Consider the following 18,053-nt stretch of genomic DNA (forward strand, 5'->3'; position numbering starts at 1 on the left):
AGTAGATGCTGTTAAACATAAGGATAATCAATTAAATGCCTCCATTACCTTTGAAACAAACCCTTCGAGTTGCGCTGGTGGGTGACTATAACCCTGCAGTCATTGCACACCAGGCTATTCCTCTCGCTTTAGATAATGCCGCTGAATATGTTGACGTAATCGTGGATTATGATTGGTTGCCCACTTCCGAAGTGACGAGTTCGGAAGATTTGGTAGGGTATGACGCCATCTGGTGCGTCCCGGCCAGCCCTTATCAAAATGAAGACGGTGCCTTTCTGGCTATCCGCTTTGCTCGCGAAAATCAGATCCCATTTCTTGGGACATGCGGCGGGTTCCAGCATGCGATTATCGAGTATGCGCGTAATGTCATGGGCTGGAAGGATGCCGCGCATGCTGAAACCAATAGCGACGGAAGGTTAGTGATTGCACCATTAAGCTGCTCGCTGGTGGAAAAGTCTGACAGCATAGTGCTTAAACCTGGCTCATTCATTGGCGATGCTTACGGAAGAGAGCGCATCGAAGAGGGTTACCACTGCAATTATGGCATTGCTGCGGATTTTGCTGAGCAGTTGAGCCAGTCACAATTACAAGCCACTGGCTGGGATCAACAAGGTGACATCCGGGCTGTCGAACTCAGCGGTCATCCCTTTTTCGTCGCAACGCTTTTCCAGCACGAACGTAATGCTCTGAAAGATAAAGCTGCGCCACTGGTTGAGGCATTGCTCATCGCGGCGCGGCGTTAATTAAGGGCGCGTCGGGCTTATTTCCGCATCACACCCGGCGAGGCTACCGAATACGGCCATCACGCATGCCAGCACCGCGCAGCCAAGTAACGGCAGGCTCCACTGGCCTGTAATATCGTGCACTTTCCCCATGACTGGCGGGCCGAACGCCGCCAGTAAATAGCCCACACATTGTGCCATGCCAGACAGCGCCGCCGCCTGGTGCGCACTGTTAGCCCGCAAACCAATGAACGTCAGGCCGAGGATCATCGTCGCTCCGGTGCCAAAACCAAATAGCACCACCCAGAGGCTGGCAAGAACTGGCATATACAGTAAGCCGATGGCGCTGACTGCGCACAACAATGCCATCAGAACTGCGATACCTCGTTGGCTCTTCAGACGGCTTAACATCAAACCAATTAGCAGGCCAGGCGCTGCGGTAGCCAGTTGCATCAGACCATGAAGTGAACCGGCTTGCGCTTCGCTGTAACCATGGCTGATGAGTATCGAGGGCAACCAGCCAATCACGACATAATATATCAGCGAGTTAATGCCTAAAAATAGTGTGACTTGCCACGCCAGCGCGGATGTCCAGATCCCACGGCTGTGCAGAGTATTACTCGAACTCAGTGTGGCTTTAGTGTGGTTCGATAACTGCGGCAGCCAGATAAGCAATGCGACTATCGGGAAGATCATCAGCGCCATCAGTGCTCCGGGCCAGCCGTAGCCGTGCTGCGCAATCGGTACGACCATCATCGAGCCCATCGCCGCCGCAACGCCCATTGTCAGCGAGTATGCCCCGGTGAGGCGAGCAACCTGGCCTGGGAAATCTCGCTTAATCAGGCCGGGCAGCAGCACATTCCCCATGGCAATACCGCAGCCAATCATTGCCGTGCCGATGTATAAAAGTGCGGTATTTCCCGCAGAACGCAATGCGATACCTGCACAGATAATCAGCATGGCAGCAAACAGGCTGCGTTCGATACCAAAGCGGCGAGCGATACCCGCTGCAAGCGGAGAAACGATGGCAAATGCCAGCAACGGCAGCGTGGTGAGGATGCCTGTTTGTGCCGTTGTGAGGCCGAAAGTATCTCGAATCATATCCAACAACGGTGCGGCACCGGTAAATGTCACGCGCAGCGTAGTGGCAATCATTAAAATGCCGAGCAGTAGCAAGCCGTGTTTTTTCAGGCTTGTAGCAGAAATGGATGTCATAAAAATTTCCCTTAATACGATGCGCTCAAGATACACGCTTTGGGAATGGAATAAATCAACGTAAAATGCCAGTTTATCCCTAAAACCGGACAATATTATGGAGCGAGGTTTAGCGCTTGAAGGGTTCGACCCTGACAGCAATCGCCTGCCTGCACAGGCATTTCGAATTCTGGTCGCAGAAAGTGAGAATGAAATCGTCTTTCATCAGCATCGTAAAGGGCAGCTTATTCTTGCTTTGCACGGCGGGATCACCTGTGAAGTTGAGCAAGCGGTATGGATGGTGCCAACCCAGCATGCCGTCTGGATCCCAGGGGAAATGCCACACAGTAACCGCGCAACGGCAAATGCGCGGCTGAGCTTTCTGTTTATTGAGCCGGGCGTGGTGGAAATGCCAGCGCAGTGCTGCACGTTACGAATTTCCCCCCTGGTGCGTGAGCTTATCCTGCATCTCGCGCAGCAAAACGAAAATGATTTAGCGCAACCAGAAACGCAAAGGCTGGTTCAGGTCTTGTTCGATGAGCTACCGCGCCAGGCTGTGGAGCAACTGCATTTGCCGATGTCAGCTCACCCCAAAATTCGCTTTATTGCGGAACAACTGGCACTGCGGCCACAACAGCGCCAGACGCTAGAACAATGGGCTTCTCAACTGGCGATGAGTGAACGCAATCTCGCCCGTCTGGTCGTGAAAGAAACGGGGTTAAGTTTTCGCCGCTGGCGGCAGCAGTTACAGCTCATCATTGCGCTTCAACTGCTGATTGGCGGCTCTTCCGTGCAGCAAGTCGCAAGTGAACTGGGCTACGACTCGACGAACGCGTTTATCACGATGTTTAAAAAAGCGCTCGGCAATACACCAGGGCGCTATCTTACATCTTTAGAACTACAGTAAGCCCGTCACTGTTTGCCAATAACCAGCGAGACAAGCCCTGCGGCGATTAATGGCCCGACAGGTACACCACGGAATAATGCTACGCCGAGCACGGTTCCCACCAACAGGCCAGCAACCAGACTTGGCTGGCTGCTCATCAGCGTAACGCCACGCCCGCCCAGCCACGAAACAAATACGCCAACCGCAATGGCAACCAGTGATTTCCAGTTGGTAAATGAGTGCAGCAGGGTACTGGCGGGGAGGGTGCCGCTGGCAATGGGCGCCATGACACCAATCGTCAGTATGATAATCCCCACGGTTAGACCTTGTTTTTCTATCCATGGGAAAAACTGACTCAGTGGTGTCACGCGCACAATAATAAGCACCAGAATCGATACGGCAACGGTTGTGTTATGGCTGACAAATCCTAGTCCGGCGAGTGCCAGCAGGATTAATAACGTGGAGTCGAAGATCATGGCTGTTCCTTGCAGAATAAAAAAGGAGGCTGTTTTTATTGTTAAGAGTTACTTTACGCGCAGGCGGGAAATGGAGTCAGTTTTTTTAAACGACGATGCGTGTTTTTGTGCAAATGCATGATAATAATTAAAAACCTTAGCAGCGTTGACGTTCCATTAATTTATTTTGATCGGCAAAAGCCATTTGAACGACCCACAGTAATAGGGCGCAGCAGGTCCTGGACACATATTAATGTGCGCCCATTGGCTACTCGTTGGCAGGAATAGATAAGGTCAGCCAGAATAAACTGGCCGACCTGAGGGTTAGTTGTAGCTATTACTGGCTTGCTTCTGGAACAGCTCACGGAACACAGGGTAGATATCATCCTGGTCGCGAATATGCTGCATCGCGAAATTATCAAAGGTTGACTGCAAATCTTCATATTCGCGCCACAGGGTTTGGTGGGCGCGACGCGTAATTTCGATATAACTGTAATAACGCACCATCGGCAGTAATTTTTTCGCCAGTAGCTCATGGCACAGCGGTGAATCATCAGCCCAGTTATCACCATCGGAAGCTTGTGCAGCGTAGATGTTCCACAACGCCGGGTCGTAACGCTCCTTCATGACTTCATCCATCAGTTTCAGCGCGCTGGAGACAATCGTACCGCCCGTTTCCTGCGAGTAGAAGAACTCATGCTCATCCACTTCTTTGGCTTGCGTATGGTGGCGGATATACACCACTTCAACGTTTTTATACGTCCGGCTCAGGAACAGATAGAGCAGGATATAAAACCGCTTCGCCATGTCTTTGGTGGCCTGGTCCATCGAGCCGGACACGTCCATCAAGCAGAACATAACCGCCTGGCTTGAAGGCTCAGGGCGCTTTTCATAATTTTTGTAGCGTAAATCGAAGGTGTCGATAAACGGCACACGCGCGATTTTATCGCGCAGCTCAGCGATCTCTTTGCGCAAGCGTTCTTCTTCAAGCAACTGTGCAGGTTCGCTGTTGCTCACCGTTTCAAGGCTATCTTCCAGTTCATGCAACTGACGACGTTTTCCGGCGGTCATTGCCGTGCGACGGGCCAGTGAGTTTTGCAGCGAACGGACGACGCTGATGTTTGCCGGCACACCATTTGAGGTGTAACCCGCACGATGCGATTTATACTCGGTAATCTGGCGATGCTGGTTCTTTTTCAGATTCGGCAACGCGAGGTCTTCAAACAGCAAGTCGAGATACTCATCTTTCGAAATTTGAAAGACGAACTCGTCCTGGCCTTCACCGTCCTGGCTGGCTTGCCCCTGACCTGAACCGGAGCCACCACCACCGCCTTGTGGGCGCTCGATACGATCGTTTTGTACAAAGTGATCGTTGCCCGGATGCACACGGTGGCGCAGTCCACCACGCCCCTGATGAAACATCGGTTCGTTGATATCTTCATTGGGGATAGAAACAGATTCGCCGCTATCCACGTCGGTAACCGAACGCTTGTTGATGGCCTCGGAAATCGACTGTTTAATCTGTGATTTATATCGGCGCAAAAAACGCTGGCGATTCACCGCGCTTTTATTTTTGCCGTTCAGTCGCCTGTCAATAAAATAGGCCATAGTTCCCCCACACTTCTTTGCCAACTGCGCAGGGGTGCCACAACAGCAGTGGCACCCGTTTGTGACTCAGACGTTATGAAGATTTGCGTACTCGCAGATACCATTCGCACAGCAGGCGAACTTGTTTGCGGGTATAGCCTTTCTCCATCATACGATCGACAAAGTCATCGTGTTTTTTCTGCTCGTCGGTCGAGGTTTTGGCATTGAACGAGATAACGGGCAGCAACTCTTCGGTATTCGAGAACATTTTCTTCTCAATAACCGTGCGCAGCTTCTCGTAGCTGGTCCAGTTAGGGTTACGGCCATTGTTGTGGGCGCGGGCACGCAGCACGAAATTAACGATTTCATTACGGAAATCTTTCGGGTTGCTGATGCCAGCGGGTTTTTCAATTTTTTCCAGTTCCGCATTCAGGGATTCACGGTCAAACAATTGGCCGGTATCCGGGTCGCGGTATTCCTGGTCCTGAATCCAGAAATCGGCGTAAGTTACATAACGGTCGAAGATGTTCTGACCGTATTCTGAGTAAGATTCCAGGTACGCCGTCTGAATCTCTTTACCGATAAATTCGGCATATTTCGGGATCAGATAACCTTTCAGGTGCTCCAGATATTTCTCTGCCAGCTCCTGCGGGAACTGCTCGCGTTCAATCTGTTGTTCCAGCACATAGAACAGATGAACCGGGTTTGCAGCCACTTCTGCATGGTCAAAGTTGAACACGCGAGACAGAATTTTGAACGCAAAACGTGTCGACAGCCCGTTCATGCCTTCGTCAACACCGGCGTAATCACGATACTCCTGGTAGGATTTCGCTTTTGGATCGGTGTCTTTAAGGCTTTCACCGTCATACACTCGCATTTTGGAGTAAATGCTGGAGTTTTCTGGCTCTTTTAAACGCGACAAGATCGAGAAACGAGACAATGTTTCCAGTGTGCCTGGGGCGCATGGCGCGTGCAGCAACTCACTGTGTGTCAGCAGTTTTTCGTAGATTTTGATCTCTTCGGAAATCCGCAGGCAATAAGGCACTTTGACGATATAAACACGGTCAAGAAACGCCTCATTGTTTTTGTTGTTACGGAACGTCACCCACTCAGATTCGTTGGAGTGCGCCAGAATAATGCCGTTAAACGGCAGGGCGGAGATACCTTCAGTCCCGTTATAGTTCCCTTCCTGAGTTGCGGTCAGCAACGGGTGGAGTACTTTAATAGGGGCTTTAAACATCTCAACAAATTCCATGATGCCCTGGTTTGCGCGGCACAATGCACCGGAGTAACCGTAAGCATCTGGATCGTTCTGCGCGTGGTTTTCCAGTTTACGGATATCCACTTTACCGACCAGCGCCGAGATATCCTGGTTGTTTTCATCACCCGGTTCGGTTTTGGCAATCGCGATTTGAGCAAGGATCGACGGCCACACTTTCACCACACGGAATTTAGTGATGTCGCCACCAAACTCATGCAGACGTTTTGCTGCCCACGGCGACATAATCGTGCCGAGGTAACGATTCGGAACGCCGTACTCTTTTTCAAGAATAGAGGCATCTTCTTGTGGGTTGAACAGACACAGCGGGTGGTCATTCACCGGGCTGCGTTCACCGTTGGCGCTCAGCGTGTAAATAGGCACGCGCTGCATCAACGCTTTCAGGCGTTCAGCCAGAGATGATTTACCGCCACCGACCGGTCCCAGTAAATAGAGGATCTGTTTCTTCTCTTCCAGACCCTGGGCCGCGTGTTTAAGGTAAGCCACAATCTGTTCAATGGCTTCTTCCATGCCATAGAACTCTTCAAACGCCGGGTAACGGGAAATCACACGGTTCGAAAAGAGACGGGACAGCCGTGGTTCGGTGGCAGTATCCACCATCACTGGCTCACCAATGGCCATCAATAGCCGTTCTGCCGCATTGGCATAGGCACTGCGATCTTGCTTACAAACAGCAAGAAACTCCTGCAGTGTGAACTCTTCGTCCTTGGCAGCTTCATAACGCTGGCGATAGTGATCGAATATATTCATGGCATGCCGTCCTTTCGTTTTTTAGCACAGGTTAGAGAGCCGTTCGTATGAGTAATGGAGGCTCCCGGAAGACGTCTCCTGAATCTTGAGCAACCCTTATGCCAACTTCACTCCCCAGCCATATTTCAAGTTGCAGATGCGTTGGCAACAACTCGAATTATTTTGGGCATCGTGGCAGTTTCATTGCTGCGTTCAGCGTATTTCATCTTCCTAAAATAAAGCGTAGATGGCATTTGCAAAACTTGCATACGGCTACAAGCCAATTTCGATGACATATCAATAACTCATCCATTTATTTCTCCTTTTGTTGTAAAGGGAAGGGGCGGGTATCACCTGACAGTCACAAAAGTGAAAAGAAGGTGAAACCTGTCTGCGAGATGTTGGCAGGTTGCAATAAGGTTTCGAATGAGTAAAAAATTTGGGGTAAGAAGCAAGGGAGGTTACACTTCCGTCGCTGATTATTTGATTAAAGGACTTAATGGATTGTGAGCAAATTCAAAATTCTGACATTAGGGGCATTGTTAGCCTCATCTTTTACTGCTGTGCATGCCGCAGATGGCCCATGGTCATTAGGGGCTGCCGCACTGGTCACCCCGAATCCTTATAAAGGTGATCAGGACCGTGTTTATCCGGTTCCACTGGTCGGTTATGAAGGGGACAGTTTCTATCTGCGTGGTCTAAACGCGGGTTACTATCTCTGGAATGACAAGACCGACAAACTTTCCATCACCGCTTACTATTCACCGCTCTTCTTCCGCGCGAAAGACAGCGACTCTGATAGCATGCGTAAGCTCGATAACCGCAAAGCGACGCTGATGGCAGGGCTTTCTTATGCGCATTACACCGATTACGGTTTCCTGCGCACAGTGTTAGCGGGCGATACGTTGGGTAACAGCAATGGTATTACCTGGGATACCGCGTGGTTGTATCGCTACACTTCTGACAAGTTAACCCTGACGCCGGGTATCGGTGTGCAGTGGAGCAGCGATAAACAAAACGATTACTACTATGGCATTAGCAAGAAAGAGTCCAGCCGCAGTGGCCTGAGCTCTTACGAACCTGATGACAGCTGGTCGCCATATGTTGAGTTGTCCGTAAACTACAAGCTCAATGCTGACTGGAGCGTATTCGGTATGGGTCGTTATATTCGTCTGTCAGATGATGTTACCGACAGCCCGATGATCGATAAGCAGTGGACTGGCGTATTGCTGACAGGCGTCACCTACAGTTTCTGATGGCGCATTTATAGTGCATCCCATGCACTTAAACGGGGCGCTTGCGCCCCGTTTTCATTATGGTGGTGCAATCATTAAAGGAGGTTTGTCATGGCAAAGAAAATTTCTTTTTATGCATCAAAACCTTTGCCTGCCATCGGGCAAGGCACCTGGTATATGGGCGAAAACCCCACGCAACATGCGGATGAAGTGCATGCGCTACGGGCGGGCATCGATCTTGGCCTGACACTTATCGACACTGCCGAAATGTATGCTGATGGTGGTGCTGAAGAAGTCGTGGCGGAAGCGATTAGCGGCAGGAGAGATGACGTATTCCTGGTTTCAAAAGTGTACCCATGGAATGCCGGTGGGCAGCGCGCAATTGCTGCCTGCGAGGGAAGCCTGAAACGACTCAAAACAGATTATCTTGATCTCTACTTACTGCACTGGCGCGGTGATATTCCGCTCGAAGAGACCGTCAGCGCCATGCAGCAGCTTATTGAGCAGGGAAAAATTCGCCGCTGGGGCGTTTCGAATCTCGATGCTGCGGATATGCAGGCGTTATGGAATATCGCTGGTGGGCGAGAGTGTGCCGCCAACCAGGTGCTTTACCATCTTGCATCGCGTGGCATTGAACATGACTTGCTGCCATGGTGCCAGCAGCAACAGATGCCTGTTATGGCTTATTGCCCGTTAGCCCAGGCGGGGCGTTTGCGCAGTGGGTTGATGAACCATCCGGCACTCAATGAGTTGGCATCGCATAAAGGTGTGACCATCGCGCAGCTATTACTGGTATGGGTCATTCATCACGATGGTGTGATGGCCATTCCGAAAGCGGGGAGTGTGGCGCATGTGAAGGAGAATGCGGCGGCACTTGACGTTGTTTTAAACCAGGAAGAAATCGCGGTGATGGAAAAGGCGTTCCCGGCACCGGGCCGTAAAACGCCTTTAGATATGGTTTAAGCTTTTTTCGCTACACGGATAGTTGTCGCTAAACGAGCGGGCTTTTCAGCCGTCGCTTTCTGTGTTGCGCTCGCACATGCGGTTTCTACACAGACGAAAGTCTTGTAACCATCATCTGGCATATCAGCCATAGAAGTAGACAGCGCCGGGCCTGGGTTCCAGCCAACCACATTGATGTGGTGGTGATGAACAACGTCGATGGTGCGGTTCAGGCTTGCATCATGAATAACGCTGCATTCTTCTGGGTCCAGATAAACACGGTCTGTGCGGTCCGGGAAGGTCTGCACGCCGTCGGTCAGCTGGCCTTCAGACGCGTTAAGCACTTTATCAATATACTTGATACCCAGCCCGCTCACTTTCACATCAGCAATATCGCCAACGTTGAAATAAGTGTGCAGCGCGGAGTTAACGTCGAACTCGCCATGAGCTTCCAGTTCCATCTCACAGGTTTTACCCAGTTTGTAACGCGCGTACAGGGTAAAGTCGTGTGGCCAAAACTTGCGAGTTGCATCGCTGCTTTGCAATTCGAAGGTCAAAGACACGCCGCTTTCATCTTCATTGTGCGCTTTCAATACCCACGGCAGGTTGCGAGCAAAACCGTGTGCTGGCAGCTCTGGTTTTGCACCTGGGCCAAACCATGGCCAGCAGATTGGCACGCCGCCACGAATGGCTGTGCCGTGCTTGAACGGTGTATTGCCGCTTAACCAAAGCACTTCTTCTTCACCAGCGGGTTTCCATGACAGCAGGTGTGCACCTTGCAACGTCACAGAACCACGCGCTTGTGGATGATCAACCACAATAACTTCCAGCTCATCAATCTGGCGACGAGACAGGGAAGGGGTGATTTGTTCAATAACCGGGAGGGCAAAAATTTTGTTAATCATTGACTCACCTATCAATCGAAGGCAAAAAAAAGGCGACCGCATGGGTCGCCCTTCAGGACTAAAAGCTCATCTCAACTTATTTAGAGATGTGAGCAATCAGATCCAGTACTTTGTTTGAGTAGCCAGTTTCGTTGTCGTACCAGGAAACCAGTTTCACAAAGTGGTCGTTCAGTGCGATACCAGCTTTAGCATCGAATACTGAAGTGCAGATTTCACCGTTGAAATCAGTAGATACAACGTCGTCTTCGGTGTAACCCAGAACGCCTTTCATTGGGCCTTCAGAAGCCGCTTTGATTGCTTTCTTGATTTCTTCGTAAGACGCAGCTTTTTCCAGACGAACGGTCAGGTCAACTACAGACACGTTTGGAGTTGGAACGCGGAACGCCATACCAGTGATTTTACCGTTCAGCTCTGGCAGTACAACGCCTACAGCTTTAGCAGCACCGGTAGAAGAAGGGATGATGTTCTGAGCTGCGCCGCGGCCGCCGCGCCAGTCTTTGTGAGACGGGCCATCAACAGTTTTCTGAGTAGCGGTAGTTGCGTGAACTGTGGTCATCAGGCCTTCAACGATACCGAAGTTGTCGTTGATAACTTTAGCCAGTGGTGCCAGGCAGTTAGTGGTGCAAGATGCGTTAGAAACGATATCCTGGCCAGCATATTTTTCGAAGTTAGCACCTTTAACGAACATAGGAGTGCTGTCTTTAGAAGGACCAGTCAGAACAACCTTTTTAGCGCCAGCAGTGATGTGCTTACGAGCGGTCTCATCTGTCAGGAACAGACCAGTTGCTTCAGCAACTACGTCAACGTTAACTTCGTTCCATTTCAGGTTAGCCGGGTCACGTTCTGCGGTAACACGGATAGTTTTGCCGTTAACAACCAGGTGGCCGTCTTTGACTTCTACAGTGCCGTTGAAACGACCGTGAGTTGAGTCGTACTTCAGCATGTAAGCCATGTATTCAGCGTCTAACAGGTCGTTGATTGCAACGATCTCAATGTCAGAACGTTCCTGAGCAGCACGGAAAACAATACGGCCGATACGGCCAAAACCGTTGATACCTACTTTGATAGTCATATATTCCACCAGCTATTTGTTAGTGAATAAAAGGTTGCCTGTAAAATTACAAAAACCTTACTCAGCGTCAAGCGGAATCGTGTCAATCATTGCGACAAATCAATCCTATGGACATCATTTGAACGACTGAACCGCCTCGCGCTTCCCTTTTGGCTCTTTATCCAAATGGGGACGATGCGAGGAATTTTAAAGGACCATTCCAACAAGAATGTGACGGCGATCACAATTGACGCTGTGCCAGAAATTCAGGGCTAAGTTTAGAACAAAAAACAGCACGGTGTTGTTAATTTTTTGTTAGAATCATGCTGTTATCAGTTACAGTTCACACTGCACGAGATGTACGCATATGGCTAACCAATTACCTCCTGATTTATCGAAAAAAAACCTTTCTGAGATGCAGTTTTATGTCACCCAGAAACATGGCACTGAGCCACCGTTTTCCGGGCGTCTGCTGCATAACAAGCGGGAAGGGGTCTATCACTGCCTGGTCTGTGACGCACCTCTGTTTATGTCAGAGTCCAAATATGACTCAGGCTGCGGCTGGCCTAGCTTCTATGAACCTGTAAGCGACAGTGCTATTCATTACATCAAGGACTTCACACACGGTATGGAGCGGATTGAAATCCGTTGCGGCAATTGTGAAGCCCACTTAGGCCATGTTTTCCCGGATGGACCGCAGCCAACAGGTGAGCGTTACTGCGTGAATTCAGCCTCGTTAAACTTCACCGACGACCAAAACGGCGAGCAAATCGAAGGCTGAAAAATCGATTCAGCAAATTATTCCACAGGAACTTGCCACATGATGAACCTGGACGAGATGTTAGAAGCAATGACACCGGAAGTTTATCAACGTCTGGTGACCGCCGTTGAGCTGGGAAAATGGCCAGACGGTGTGGCGCTGACGCCCGATCAAAAAGAGAACAGTTTGCAGTTAGTGATGATGTGGCAGACGCGTCATAACACCGACCCGCAGCATATGACCATCGGCACTGACGGCAACATCGTGATGAAGAGTAAGCAGCAACTTAAAGCTGAGTTCGGCATTGAGCCTGCGCCGATTATAACTGTGAAGCTCTAAGCTCAAAAAAACCGGGTAGCGCAGATGCCACCCGGTTCTATCCTGAAAATTAATGCTCCGTTTTAATCCCTAAATCTTTGGCTAACTCTTTTGCCAGGCGGTTATTGTCATCCGCGCCATACTCCCAGAACATTGCGCCCCCCAGGCCTTTGGCTTTGATGTACTCCGCTTTGATTGCCACGGATCGTGGATTTTCGTACGAAATGGCGAAAAGCGGTTTGCCTTCGCTCGACTTGACGGTCAGATAAGGCACATGTGCGTCGTCGTCCCAGTTTTCAGTAAAGCGTTTTTGCGGATCATTAAGCAGCTTGCTGACAATATCGTTGTATTTCATATAACTGTCTTTGGTGAGATCCACGCCTAAAGACATAAACAGCGCTTTTTCTGTGTCACCAAAATAGGGTTGTGTCACCGGGTTTTTTGCTGCATCTGGCTTATCCCAGTCAATACCCGGCTCGGTGGCGCGTTTAGGAATGCGGCCATAGAAGCCGATGCCGAGGTTCATCTGCGCTGGCTTAAGGCCTGCTTTGATATAATTATCGACCACGAAATTAACGTTATATTTATCAGCCGCAGCAACGGTTGGCCAGCTCTTCGAATCATACAAATTGGCGTTAAAGTACTGCGTGCCATACGCCATGTCGTAGGTCATCAGGTTGATGTAATCAAGCGCAGGCGCGATGGCTTTGACATCAACCCATTCGGTTGGGCTTTTCACATTCGCGCCCACGGCGATCGTCAGCAATTTTTCTTTGCCCAATGCCGTGCGCAGTTCATTGAGCAGTGCGGTGAAATTAGCGCGGTCTTCAGGAAGACTCGCGACCAATCCCCACGCGCCATTCACCGGATATTCCCAGTCCAGATCGATACCGTCCAGCCCGTAGCGTTGTATCACCTCCTGAGCGGAGCGGATAAATACCGCGCGGTTTTCAGGTGTGGCGGCCGCACCGGAGAAACCACGTGCGCCCCAACCGCCAACGGACAGTAATACTTTCAGGTTTGGGTTCTGTTTACGCAGCGCAGGGACTTTTTCAAGGTCGGACATCACTTTTGGTGAAAGCCAAATTTGGTGGAGTTTAGAGGCGTCTTTTAAAGCGGCGTTGGTTTCGTCTTTCTCATCGTTGTAGATCAGGCCAAACGAATAGTTGAGATGGGTAATCTGGCGCACATCAAGTTTATCAATATCTCCGCCAGGCCCGGCGGTCACATCACCACCGCCGTTGAAATAACCTACTGAGAGATAAGAGCTTGCCTGAGCCACTCCGGCACAGGCGATTTGTATCACTGCCAACAACGGCAGCAGCTTACGCGTGAAGACCATTGGTTGTTCCTCTTTGACGGAAAAATATACCCGTCATACTTCAAGTTGCCTCTTTGTTGGCTGCGCTCACACGCCCGAATCACTTACTTTAGTAAGCTCATCGGGACTTGTTCTCTTGCCGCCGCGATGCAACTCGAATTATTTGGGTATAAAAAACAAGCAAGTTGATTATGAGAGCGCTCTCAAAAATGAGCGAGCACTAAAAGTTCAGAATGAGAGCGGAATCGAGAAATGGGGAGAAGGGCGCAGGCGCGCCCTGAAGAGAATTAGTAAGTAAAATCAGCGAAGGTCATCAAGGTTGCTCCTGCCGCCGACATTTCCTGGAATGCCCGCAGACTGTCCTGAGGATGCAGATTCACGCCACGGCAGCCATCGGTAATCACCGTCACATCGTAGCCCAATGCCAGCGCGTCGAGCACCGTGTATTTCACGCAATAATCGGTGGCAAGACCCAGCACGACAACCTGTTTGACCTCATGGCGAAATAGCCAGTCATCAAGGAGCGTTTTCTGGCGATGGCCGTTGTCGAAAAAGCCGCTGTAGCTATCAATCAGTGGATTTTCACCTTTCTGAAAAACAGCATCGATCTCCTTTGCGTCGAGCAAAGGGTGGAGCTGTGCACCTTCACTGCCTTGTACGCAGTGATCCGGCCACCATGTTTGTCTTAGCCCGTCGAGTTTGCCTTGCGTGTAAGGTTCAGTTTTTTGAACACTGGCAAAACTGCCATGGTTCGCCGGGTGCCAGTCTTGTGTGGCGACCACGGCATCGCCGCGCCCTTTGCAAAAGCTAATCAATGCATTTGCCACATCAACCGTACTGTCACCTTCAGGTACAGCAAGCGCACCGCCGGCACAAAAATCATTCTGAATATCGACCATTAACAATGCACGTTTCATGCTTGATCCTTACTCATCTGGGGTAAGCTCGCCACGAAGGTTGAGGGACATTGTCTCGCGAATGGCCTGGGCGTCCAGATTCTGGCTCAGTAGATAATGCAGTTTAGTCAGCGTGGCTTCCACCGTCATATCAAAGCCACTGACAACGCCCGCTTGCGCCAGCGCATTACCCGTTGCATAGCCACCCATATTCACTTTCCCGGACATACATTGCGTCAGGTTTACCACCACAATGCCACGTGAACAGGCTTCCTGTAACTCTTTGAGGAATGCGCCGTGCTGCGGGGCGTTACCCACACCGTAAGAACGCAGAATCAACGCTTTTACCGGCTGACGTAAAAAGTTGCCGACAACATCTGCTGAAATCCCCGGGTAAATCGTCACCACGCCAATTGGTTGCGGCGTAATCGGGTGAACGATCAGCTCGCCTTCACTGTGAGGTGCGGCTGGGGTATTCAGGCGGCGAATGTGGATCCCGGCTTCAAGCAACGGTGCCAGGTTTGGCGACGCAAACGCATCGAAACCATCGGCATGGGCTTTGGTGGTGCGGTTGCCGCGATACAGACGGTTATTGAAGAACAGCGTGACTTCGTTAATCGGGAAGTTAGCCGCGATATACAACGAGTTCAGCAGGTTAATCTGCCCATCAGAACGCAGCTCAGCCAGCGGGATCTGCGAGCCGGTGACAATTACCGGTTTGCTGAGGTTTTCCAGCATGAATGACAGCGCCGAGGCGGTAAATGCCATGGTGTCGGTGCCGTGCAGAATCACAAAACCATCGTACTTGTCATAGTTGGCTTTAATGTCATCGGCAATGTGCTGCCAGTCCTCTGGCGTCATGTCAGAAGAGTCCATCAGCGGCTGATATTCATGAATCGTGAAATCAGGCATTTCCTGGCGATGGAATTCTGGCATCAAAGCCAACTGGCGTTGTAAGTGGCCGGAAACAGGAATGTAACCGTGCTCAGAACGTTGCATACCGATAGTACCGCCAGTATAGGCGACGTAGATGGATTTCTTTTGCATGAGAAAACTCAGGGGGTTGGCATTATTGAGCGCAGTATAGTGGGATGGGGTAAAAAAATCAGCCCGGTAAATACCGGGCTGGGTCCAGATTATCGCACATCACCACAAGTCAGGCAGAAGGCGTATCGGTTTTGCGGGTCATTCATGGTGCCGAATTTATCGTTTTGCGCTTTAAGCGCAAGTGCGGCGTCAGCAAGTGGTGCGGGCAAATATGCCTGCAACGCTTGTGGCAACATGGCACGTACAGAACCACTCATGCTGTCGAATACCATATCCAGGAAGCTTGGGTCATCCTGCCAGAAATCCAGGTGCCAGACTTTAATTTTCGCCAGTTCAGCGGCTTTAGCCACTGCGTCGTCAAAATCACCCAGACTGTCCACCAGACCGTTCGCTTTTGCATCCTGACCTGTCCAGACATGGCCCTGAGCGATAGCATCAATTTGCTCAGGCGTTTTCTTACGGGAATCGGCAACCAGCGTGATAAAGCGCTTATAACCATTTTCGATGGTCAGCTGCATCATCTGCTGAACTTCCGGTGGCAGTGATTTGGTGACGGCTACGTCAGCTAATGGTGAAGTCGCCACGCCATCGGTATGAACGCCAATGGAATCCAGGCTGTTTTCAACCGTGTTGATCACGCCAAAGATACCAATCGAACCGGTCAGGGTGTTCGGGCTGGCAACGATGTAATCGGCCGGAGTGGAAATCCAGTAACCGCCAGATGCCGCCATACCGCCCATCGAAACCACAATCGGCTTGCCAGCGGTGCGTGCCGCTTCCAGCTCATCACGAATTACTTCTGATGCGCTGACGCTGCCGCCGGGACTGTTAACGCGCAGCACAATGGCTTTCACTTTCGGGTCAAGACGCGCTTCGCGAATTTGCATCGCGGTGGTATCGCCACCCACTTGCCCTGGTGTTTCTTGCCCATCCATGATGGCTCCATTGGCGATAATGACCGCAATCGAATCACCTTTATCAGACGGTTTTTTCACCACGTAGTCATACATACTGGTGTAACTAAAGTCTTTGTTCTCTTTATTCCAGCCAAACTGTTTAACCATCGCTTTATCAACGGTGGCGCTGCTGGCAAGTTCATCAACCAGTTTGTTATCGAGCGCGTACTTCGCCGTGTCGCCACCCAGCTTTTGCAGGTTATCAAGCAAACCTTGTGCGCCCGGGAACACTTGCTGCGCCGTAATCTGGCGGTTAGCGGCAATGGTAGTGAGGTAGTTCTGCCACAGTTCGCCAATCCAGCGGCTGTCTGCTTCACGCGCCGCAGGAGACATATCATCACGAATAAACGGCTCAACAGCAGATTTATACGTACCGACGCGGAAGATATGCGTGGAGACTTTCAGCTTATCGAGCAGCGTTTTGTAATACAGCGAGTTGGTGGCAAAACCGTGCAGATCCACCATGCCTTGCGGCGAGAGCCAAATTTTATTGGCAAAACTTGCCAGGTAATATTGCCCCTGGTTGTAGCTGTCGCCTACGGCATAAACTGGCTTGCCGCTGTCGCGGAACTCACGCAGCGCTTTGCCGATATATTGCATGGAAGGCTGGTCGCCACCGGCAAACTCTTTTAAATCGAGCACAATGCCGGTGATATTGCGGTCATCTTTCGCCTGGCGAATAGTATCGACAACATCAAACAGGGAGTTTTCCTGCAAGCGGTCAGAGCTTGCGCCAAGCAACTGGCGGCCAATCACGCCCAGTTTATTGCTGACCGAAGGCTTATCAACCACCACCCCGGTGATATCAAGCAACAGTGCGCCACGTGCGGGCTCTGCTGGCGCGCTGTTGATCTGCATCCAGATCCCAACGCCGACCAGCACCAGCAGCACTAAAAATAGATTGAGAATGAACTCTCGAATAAAGTTAAGCAGACGCCAGGTCCACTTAAAAAAACCGGCAACAAATCGCCCAATGGTGCGCATGTACTCTCCGAATTACTCAGTTTTAGCTGAGGTATAGCTAAAGTGATTGCTATCCTAAATACCCCCATGGCAAAAGTCAGCAGGAAATATTTACTGCGCTGTAACAAAATTTACCGCTGTGTTAGTTTTGCCGCTTAAAATCATTGCAGGAGTTATCAAATGGATGCACTTGAACTGCTTCTTAACCGCCGCAGCGCCTCCCGCCTGTCAGAGCCAACCCCGGCTGGTGATGTTCTGGAAAATATTATCCGTGCGGGTATGCGTGCACCTGACCATGGCACATTACAACCATGGCGCTTTATCGTTATTGAAGGCGAAGGCCGTGAACGCTTTAGTAAAGTGATGGAACAGGCTGCTGTTGATGAAGGGCAAGACGAGAAGGGCATTGAGAAAGCACGCACCGCGCCGTTCCGTGCTCCCATGATTATCGCAGTTGTCGCACATTGTGATGACAACCACAAAGTTCCGGTCTGGGAACAGGTCGTTTCTGCCGGTTGTGCAGTAATGGCAATGCAGATGGCTGCTGTAGCGCAGGGTTTCAATGGGATCTGGCGTACTGGCATCTGGACTGAAAGCGAAGCCGTGCGCGACGCACTAAACTGCCGTGAGCAAGATGAAGTGGTCGGTTTTCTGTATCTGGGAACGCCACAACTCAAAGCCTCGACCACCATTAGCGTGCCAGATACCACTGCGTTTGTGAGCAAATTCTAAGCAAACAAACAAAAGCTGTCTGGATTGTGACCAGCAATGGCGCAATTCAGACATGCAGACTTACTACTGAACGAT

General features: G+C 50.7%; 17 protein-coding genes. 7 read left to right on the top strand and 10 right to left on the bottom strand.

Annotated elements, in window-relative coordinates:
• The first annotated feature begins 35 nt into the window (after positions 1 to 35).
• Positions 36 to 743, top strand: a complete 708-nt coding sequence (locus M975_RS05420; RefSeq protein ID WP_064557850.1) for a CTP synthase C-terminal region-related (seleno)protein — start codon at positions 36 to 38, stop codon at positions 741 to 743.
• On the opposite strand, the gene M975_RS05425 is transcribed toward M975_RS05420, so the two are convergent.
• Entirely contained in the window at positions 744 to 1,937 is a 1,194-nt protein-coding gene (locus M975_RS05425; protein ID WP_064557851.1) for a CynX/NimT family MFS transporter, read from the bottom strand.
• Positions 1,938 to 2,034: 97 nt separating this feature from the next.
• Between M975_RS05425 and M975_RS05430 the strand changes: the two genes are divergently transcribed.
• Positions 2,035 to 2,823, top strand: a complete 789-nt coding sequence (locus M975_RS05430; protein WP_064557852.1) for an AraC family transcriptional regulator — start codon at positions 2,035 to 2,037, stop codon at positions 2,821 to 2,823.
• 5 nt (positions 2,824 to 2,828) lie between these two features.
• Here M975_RS05430 and M975_RS05435 read toward each other — a convergent pair whose 3' ends face one another.
• The 3 genes from M975_RS05435 to yeaG all read right to left on the bottom strand — a co-directional run bounded on the left by M975_RS05435 (position 2,829) and on the right by yeaG (position 6,873).
• The gene (locus tag M975_RS05435; RefSeq protein ID WP_064547727.1) at positions 2,829 to 3,275 is read right to left on the bottom strand and encodes a DUF441 domain-containing protein; all 447 of its coding nucleotides are present in this window, start codon (positions 3,273 to 3,275) and stop codon (positions 2,829 to 2,831) included.
• Positions 3,276 to 3,581: 306 nt separating this feature from the next.
• Positions 3,582 to 4,865 (bottom strand): YeaH/YhbH family protein, encoded by a 1,284-nt coding sequence (locus tag M975_RS05440; protein WP_064557853.1) that lies wholly within the window; start codon positions 4,863 to 4,865, stop codon positions 3,582 to 3,584.
• A 73-nt stretch (positions 4,866 to 4,938) separates the two neighbouring features.
• A complete protein-coding gene (yeaG, locus tag M975_RS05445) occupies positions 4,939 to 6,873 on the bottom strand; it encodes a protein kinase YeaG (RefSeq protein ID WP_064557854.1) in 1,935 nt (644 codons plus the stop codon).
• A 485-nt stretch (positions 6,874 to 7,358) separates the two neighbouring features.
• On the opposite strand from yeaG, the gene M975_RS05450 reads away from it, so the two are divergent.
• Together M975_RS05450 and M975_RS05455 are read left to right on the top strand one after the other, a co-directional pair.
• Positions 7,359 to 8,108, top strand: coding sequence for a MipA/OmpV family protein (locus M975_RS05450; RefSeq protein WP_064557855.1), 750 nt, complete (start codon positions 7,359 to 7,361; stop codon positions 8,106 to 8,108).
• A 90-nt stretch (positions 8,109 to 8,198) separates the two neighbouring features.
• A complete protein-coding gene (locus M975_RS05455) occupies positions 8,199 to 9,050 on the top strand; it encodes an aldo/keto reductase (protein ID WP_064557856.1) in 852 nt (283 codons plus the stop codon).
• Here M975_RS05455 and M975_RS05460 read toward each other — a convergent pair.
• Both M975_RS05460 and gapA read right to left on the bottom strand, forming a co-directional pair.
• Positions 9,047 to 9,934, bottom strand: a complete 888-nt coding sequence (locus M975_RS05460; RefSeq protein WP_064557857.1) for a D-hexose-6-phosphate mutarotase — start codon at positions 9,932 to 9,934, stop codon at positions 9,047 to 9,049. The two genes, M975_RS05455 and M975_RS05460, sit on opposite strands and share 4 nt — an antisense overlap.
• A gap of 76 nt (positions 9,935 to 10,010) precedes the next feature.
• Positions 10,011 to 11,006: a glyceraldehyde-3-phosphate dehydrogenase gene (gene gapA, locus M975_RS05465; RefSeq protein WP_064518118.1), complete on the bottom strand. Its 996-nt coding sequence runs from the start codon at positions 11,004 to 11,006 to the stop codon at positions 10,011 to 10,013.
• A gap of 346 nt (positions 11,007 to 11,352) precedes the next feature.
• Between gapA and msrB the strand changes: the two genes are divergently transcribed.
• Together msrB and M975_RS05475 are read left to right on the top strand one after the other, a co-directional pair.
• A complete protein-coding gene (msrB, locus tag M975_RS05470; RefSeq protein ID WP_064518120.1) occupies positions 11,353 to 11,766 on the top strand; it encodes a peptide-methionine (R)-S-oxide reductase MsrB in 414 nt (137 codons plus the stop codon).
• Between the two features lie 42 nt (positions 11,767 to 11,808).
• Positions 11,809 to 12,084, top strand: a complete 276-nt coding sequence (locus M975_RS05475) for a YeaC family protein (protein WP_157093341.1) — start codon at positions 11,809 to 11,811, stop codon at positions 12,082 to 12,084.
• A gap of 49 nt (positions 12,085 to 12,133) precedes the next feature.
• On the opposite strand, the gene chiD is transcribed toward M975_RS05475, so the two are convergent.
• The 4 genes from chiD to sppA all read right to left on the bottom strand — a co-directional run bounded on the left by chiD (position 12,134) and on the right by sppA (position 17,267).
• Positions 12,134 to 13,405, bottom strand: a complete 1,272-nt coding sequence (gene chiD, locus M975_RS05480) for a chitinase ChiD (RefSeq protein ID WP_064557859.1) — start codon at positions 13,403 to 13,405, stop codon at positions 12,134 to 12,136.
• A 266-nt stretch (positions 13,406 to 13,671) separates the two neighbouring features.
• Positions 13,672 to 14,301, bottom strand: coding sequence for a bifunctional nicotinamidase/pyrazinamidase (gene pncA, locus M975_RS05485; RefSeq protein WP_064557860.1), 630 nt, complete (start codon positions 14,299 to 14,301; stop codon positions 13,672 to 13,674).
• 9 nt (positions 14,302 to 14,310) lie between these two features.
• On the bottom strand, positions 14,311 to 15,327 hold the full coding sequence (ansA, locus tag M975_RS05490) for an asparaginase (protein ID WP_064557861.1): 1,017 nt from the start codon (positions 15,325 to 15,327) through the stop codon (positions 14,311 to 14,313).
• Between the two features lie 89 nt (positions 15,328 to 15,416).
• On the bottom strand, positions 15,417 to 17,267 hold the full coding sequence (gene sppA / locus M975_RS05495; protein ID WP_064557862.1) for a signal peptide peptidase SppA: 1,851 nt from the start codon (positions 17,265 to 17,267) through the stop codon (positions 15,417 to 15,419).
• Positions 17,268 to 17,426: 159 nt separating this feature from the next.
• On the opposite strand from sppA, the gene M975_RS05500 reads away from it, so the two are divergent.
• Positions 17,427 to 17,978, top strand: coding sequence for an NAD(P)H nitroreductase (locus tag M975_RS05500; protein ID WP_064557863.1), 552 nt, complete (start codon positions 17,427 to 17,429; stop codon positions 17,976 to 17,978).
• Positions 17,979 to 18,053: the final 75 nt, after the last annotated feature.

It is taken from the genome of Buttiauxella brennerae ATCC 51605, from assembly GCF_001654925.1.
GTDB classification, from domain to species: Bacteria; Pseudomonadota; Gammaproteobacteria; order Enterobacterales; family Enterobacteriaceae; genus Buttiauxella; species Buttiauxella brennerae.

Coding starts and splice junctions, on each gene's coding strand:
- M975_RS05440 (WP_064557853.1), bottom strand. CDS start 4,865: ATGGCCTATTTTATTGACAGGCGACTGAACGGCAAAAATAAAAGCGCG.
- M975_RS05430 (WP_064557852.1), top strand. CDS start 2,035: ATGGAGCGAGGTTTAGCGCTTGAAGGGTTCGACCCTGACAGCAATCGC.
- M975_RS05475 (WP_157093341.1), top strand. CDS start 11,809: ATGAACCTGGACGAGATGTTAGAAGCAATGACACCGGAAGTTTATCAA.
- sppA (WP_064557862.1), bottom strand. CDS start 17,267: ATGCGCACCATTGGGCGATTTGTTGCCGGTTTTTTTAAGTGGACCTGG.
- msrB (WP_064518120.1), top strand. CDS start 11,353: ATGGCTAACCAATTACCTCCTGATTTATCGAAAAAAAACCTTTCTGAG.
- yeaG (WP_064557854.1), bottom strand. CDS start 6,873: ATGAATATATTCGATCACTATCGCCAGCGTTATGAAGCTGCCAAGGAC.
- gapA (WP_064518118.1), bottom strand. CDS start 11,006: ATGACTATCAAAGTAGGTATCAACGGTTTTGGCCGTATCGGCCGTATT.
- M975_RS05420 (WP_064557850.1), top strand. CDS start 36: ATGCCTCCATTACCTTTGAAACAAACCCTTCGAGTTGCGCTGGTGGGT.
- M975_RS05460 (WP_064557857.1), bottom strand. CDS start 9,934: ATGATTAACAAAATTTTTGCCCTCCCGGTTATTGAACAAATCACCCCT.
- M975_RS05500 (WP_064557863.1), top strand. CDS start 17,427: ATGGATGCACTTGAACTGCTTCTTAACCGCCGCAGCGCCTCCCGCCTG.
- ansA (WP_064557861.1), bottom strand. CDS start 15,327: ATGCAAAAGAAATCCATCTACGTCGCCTATACTGGCGGTACTATCGGT.
- M975_RS05455 (WP_064557856.1), top strand. CDS start 8,199: ATGGCAAAGAAAATTTCTTTTTATGCATCAAAACCTTTGCCTGCCATC.
- chiD (WP_064557859.1), bottom strand. CDS start 13,405: ATGGTCTTCACGCGTAAGCTGCTGCCGTTGTTGGCAGTGATACAAATC.
- pncA (WP_064557860.1), bottom strand. CDS start 14,301: ATGAAACGTGCATTGTTAATGGTCGATATTCAGAATGATTTTTGTGCC.
- M975_RS05425 (WP_064557851.1), bottom strand. CDS start 1,937: ATGACATCCATTTCTGCTACAAGCCTGAAAAAACACGGCTTGCTACTG.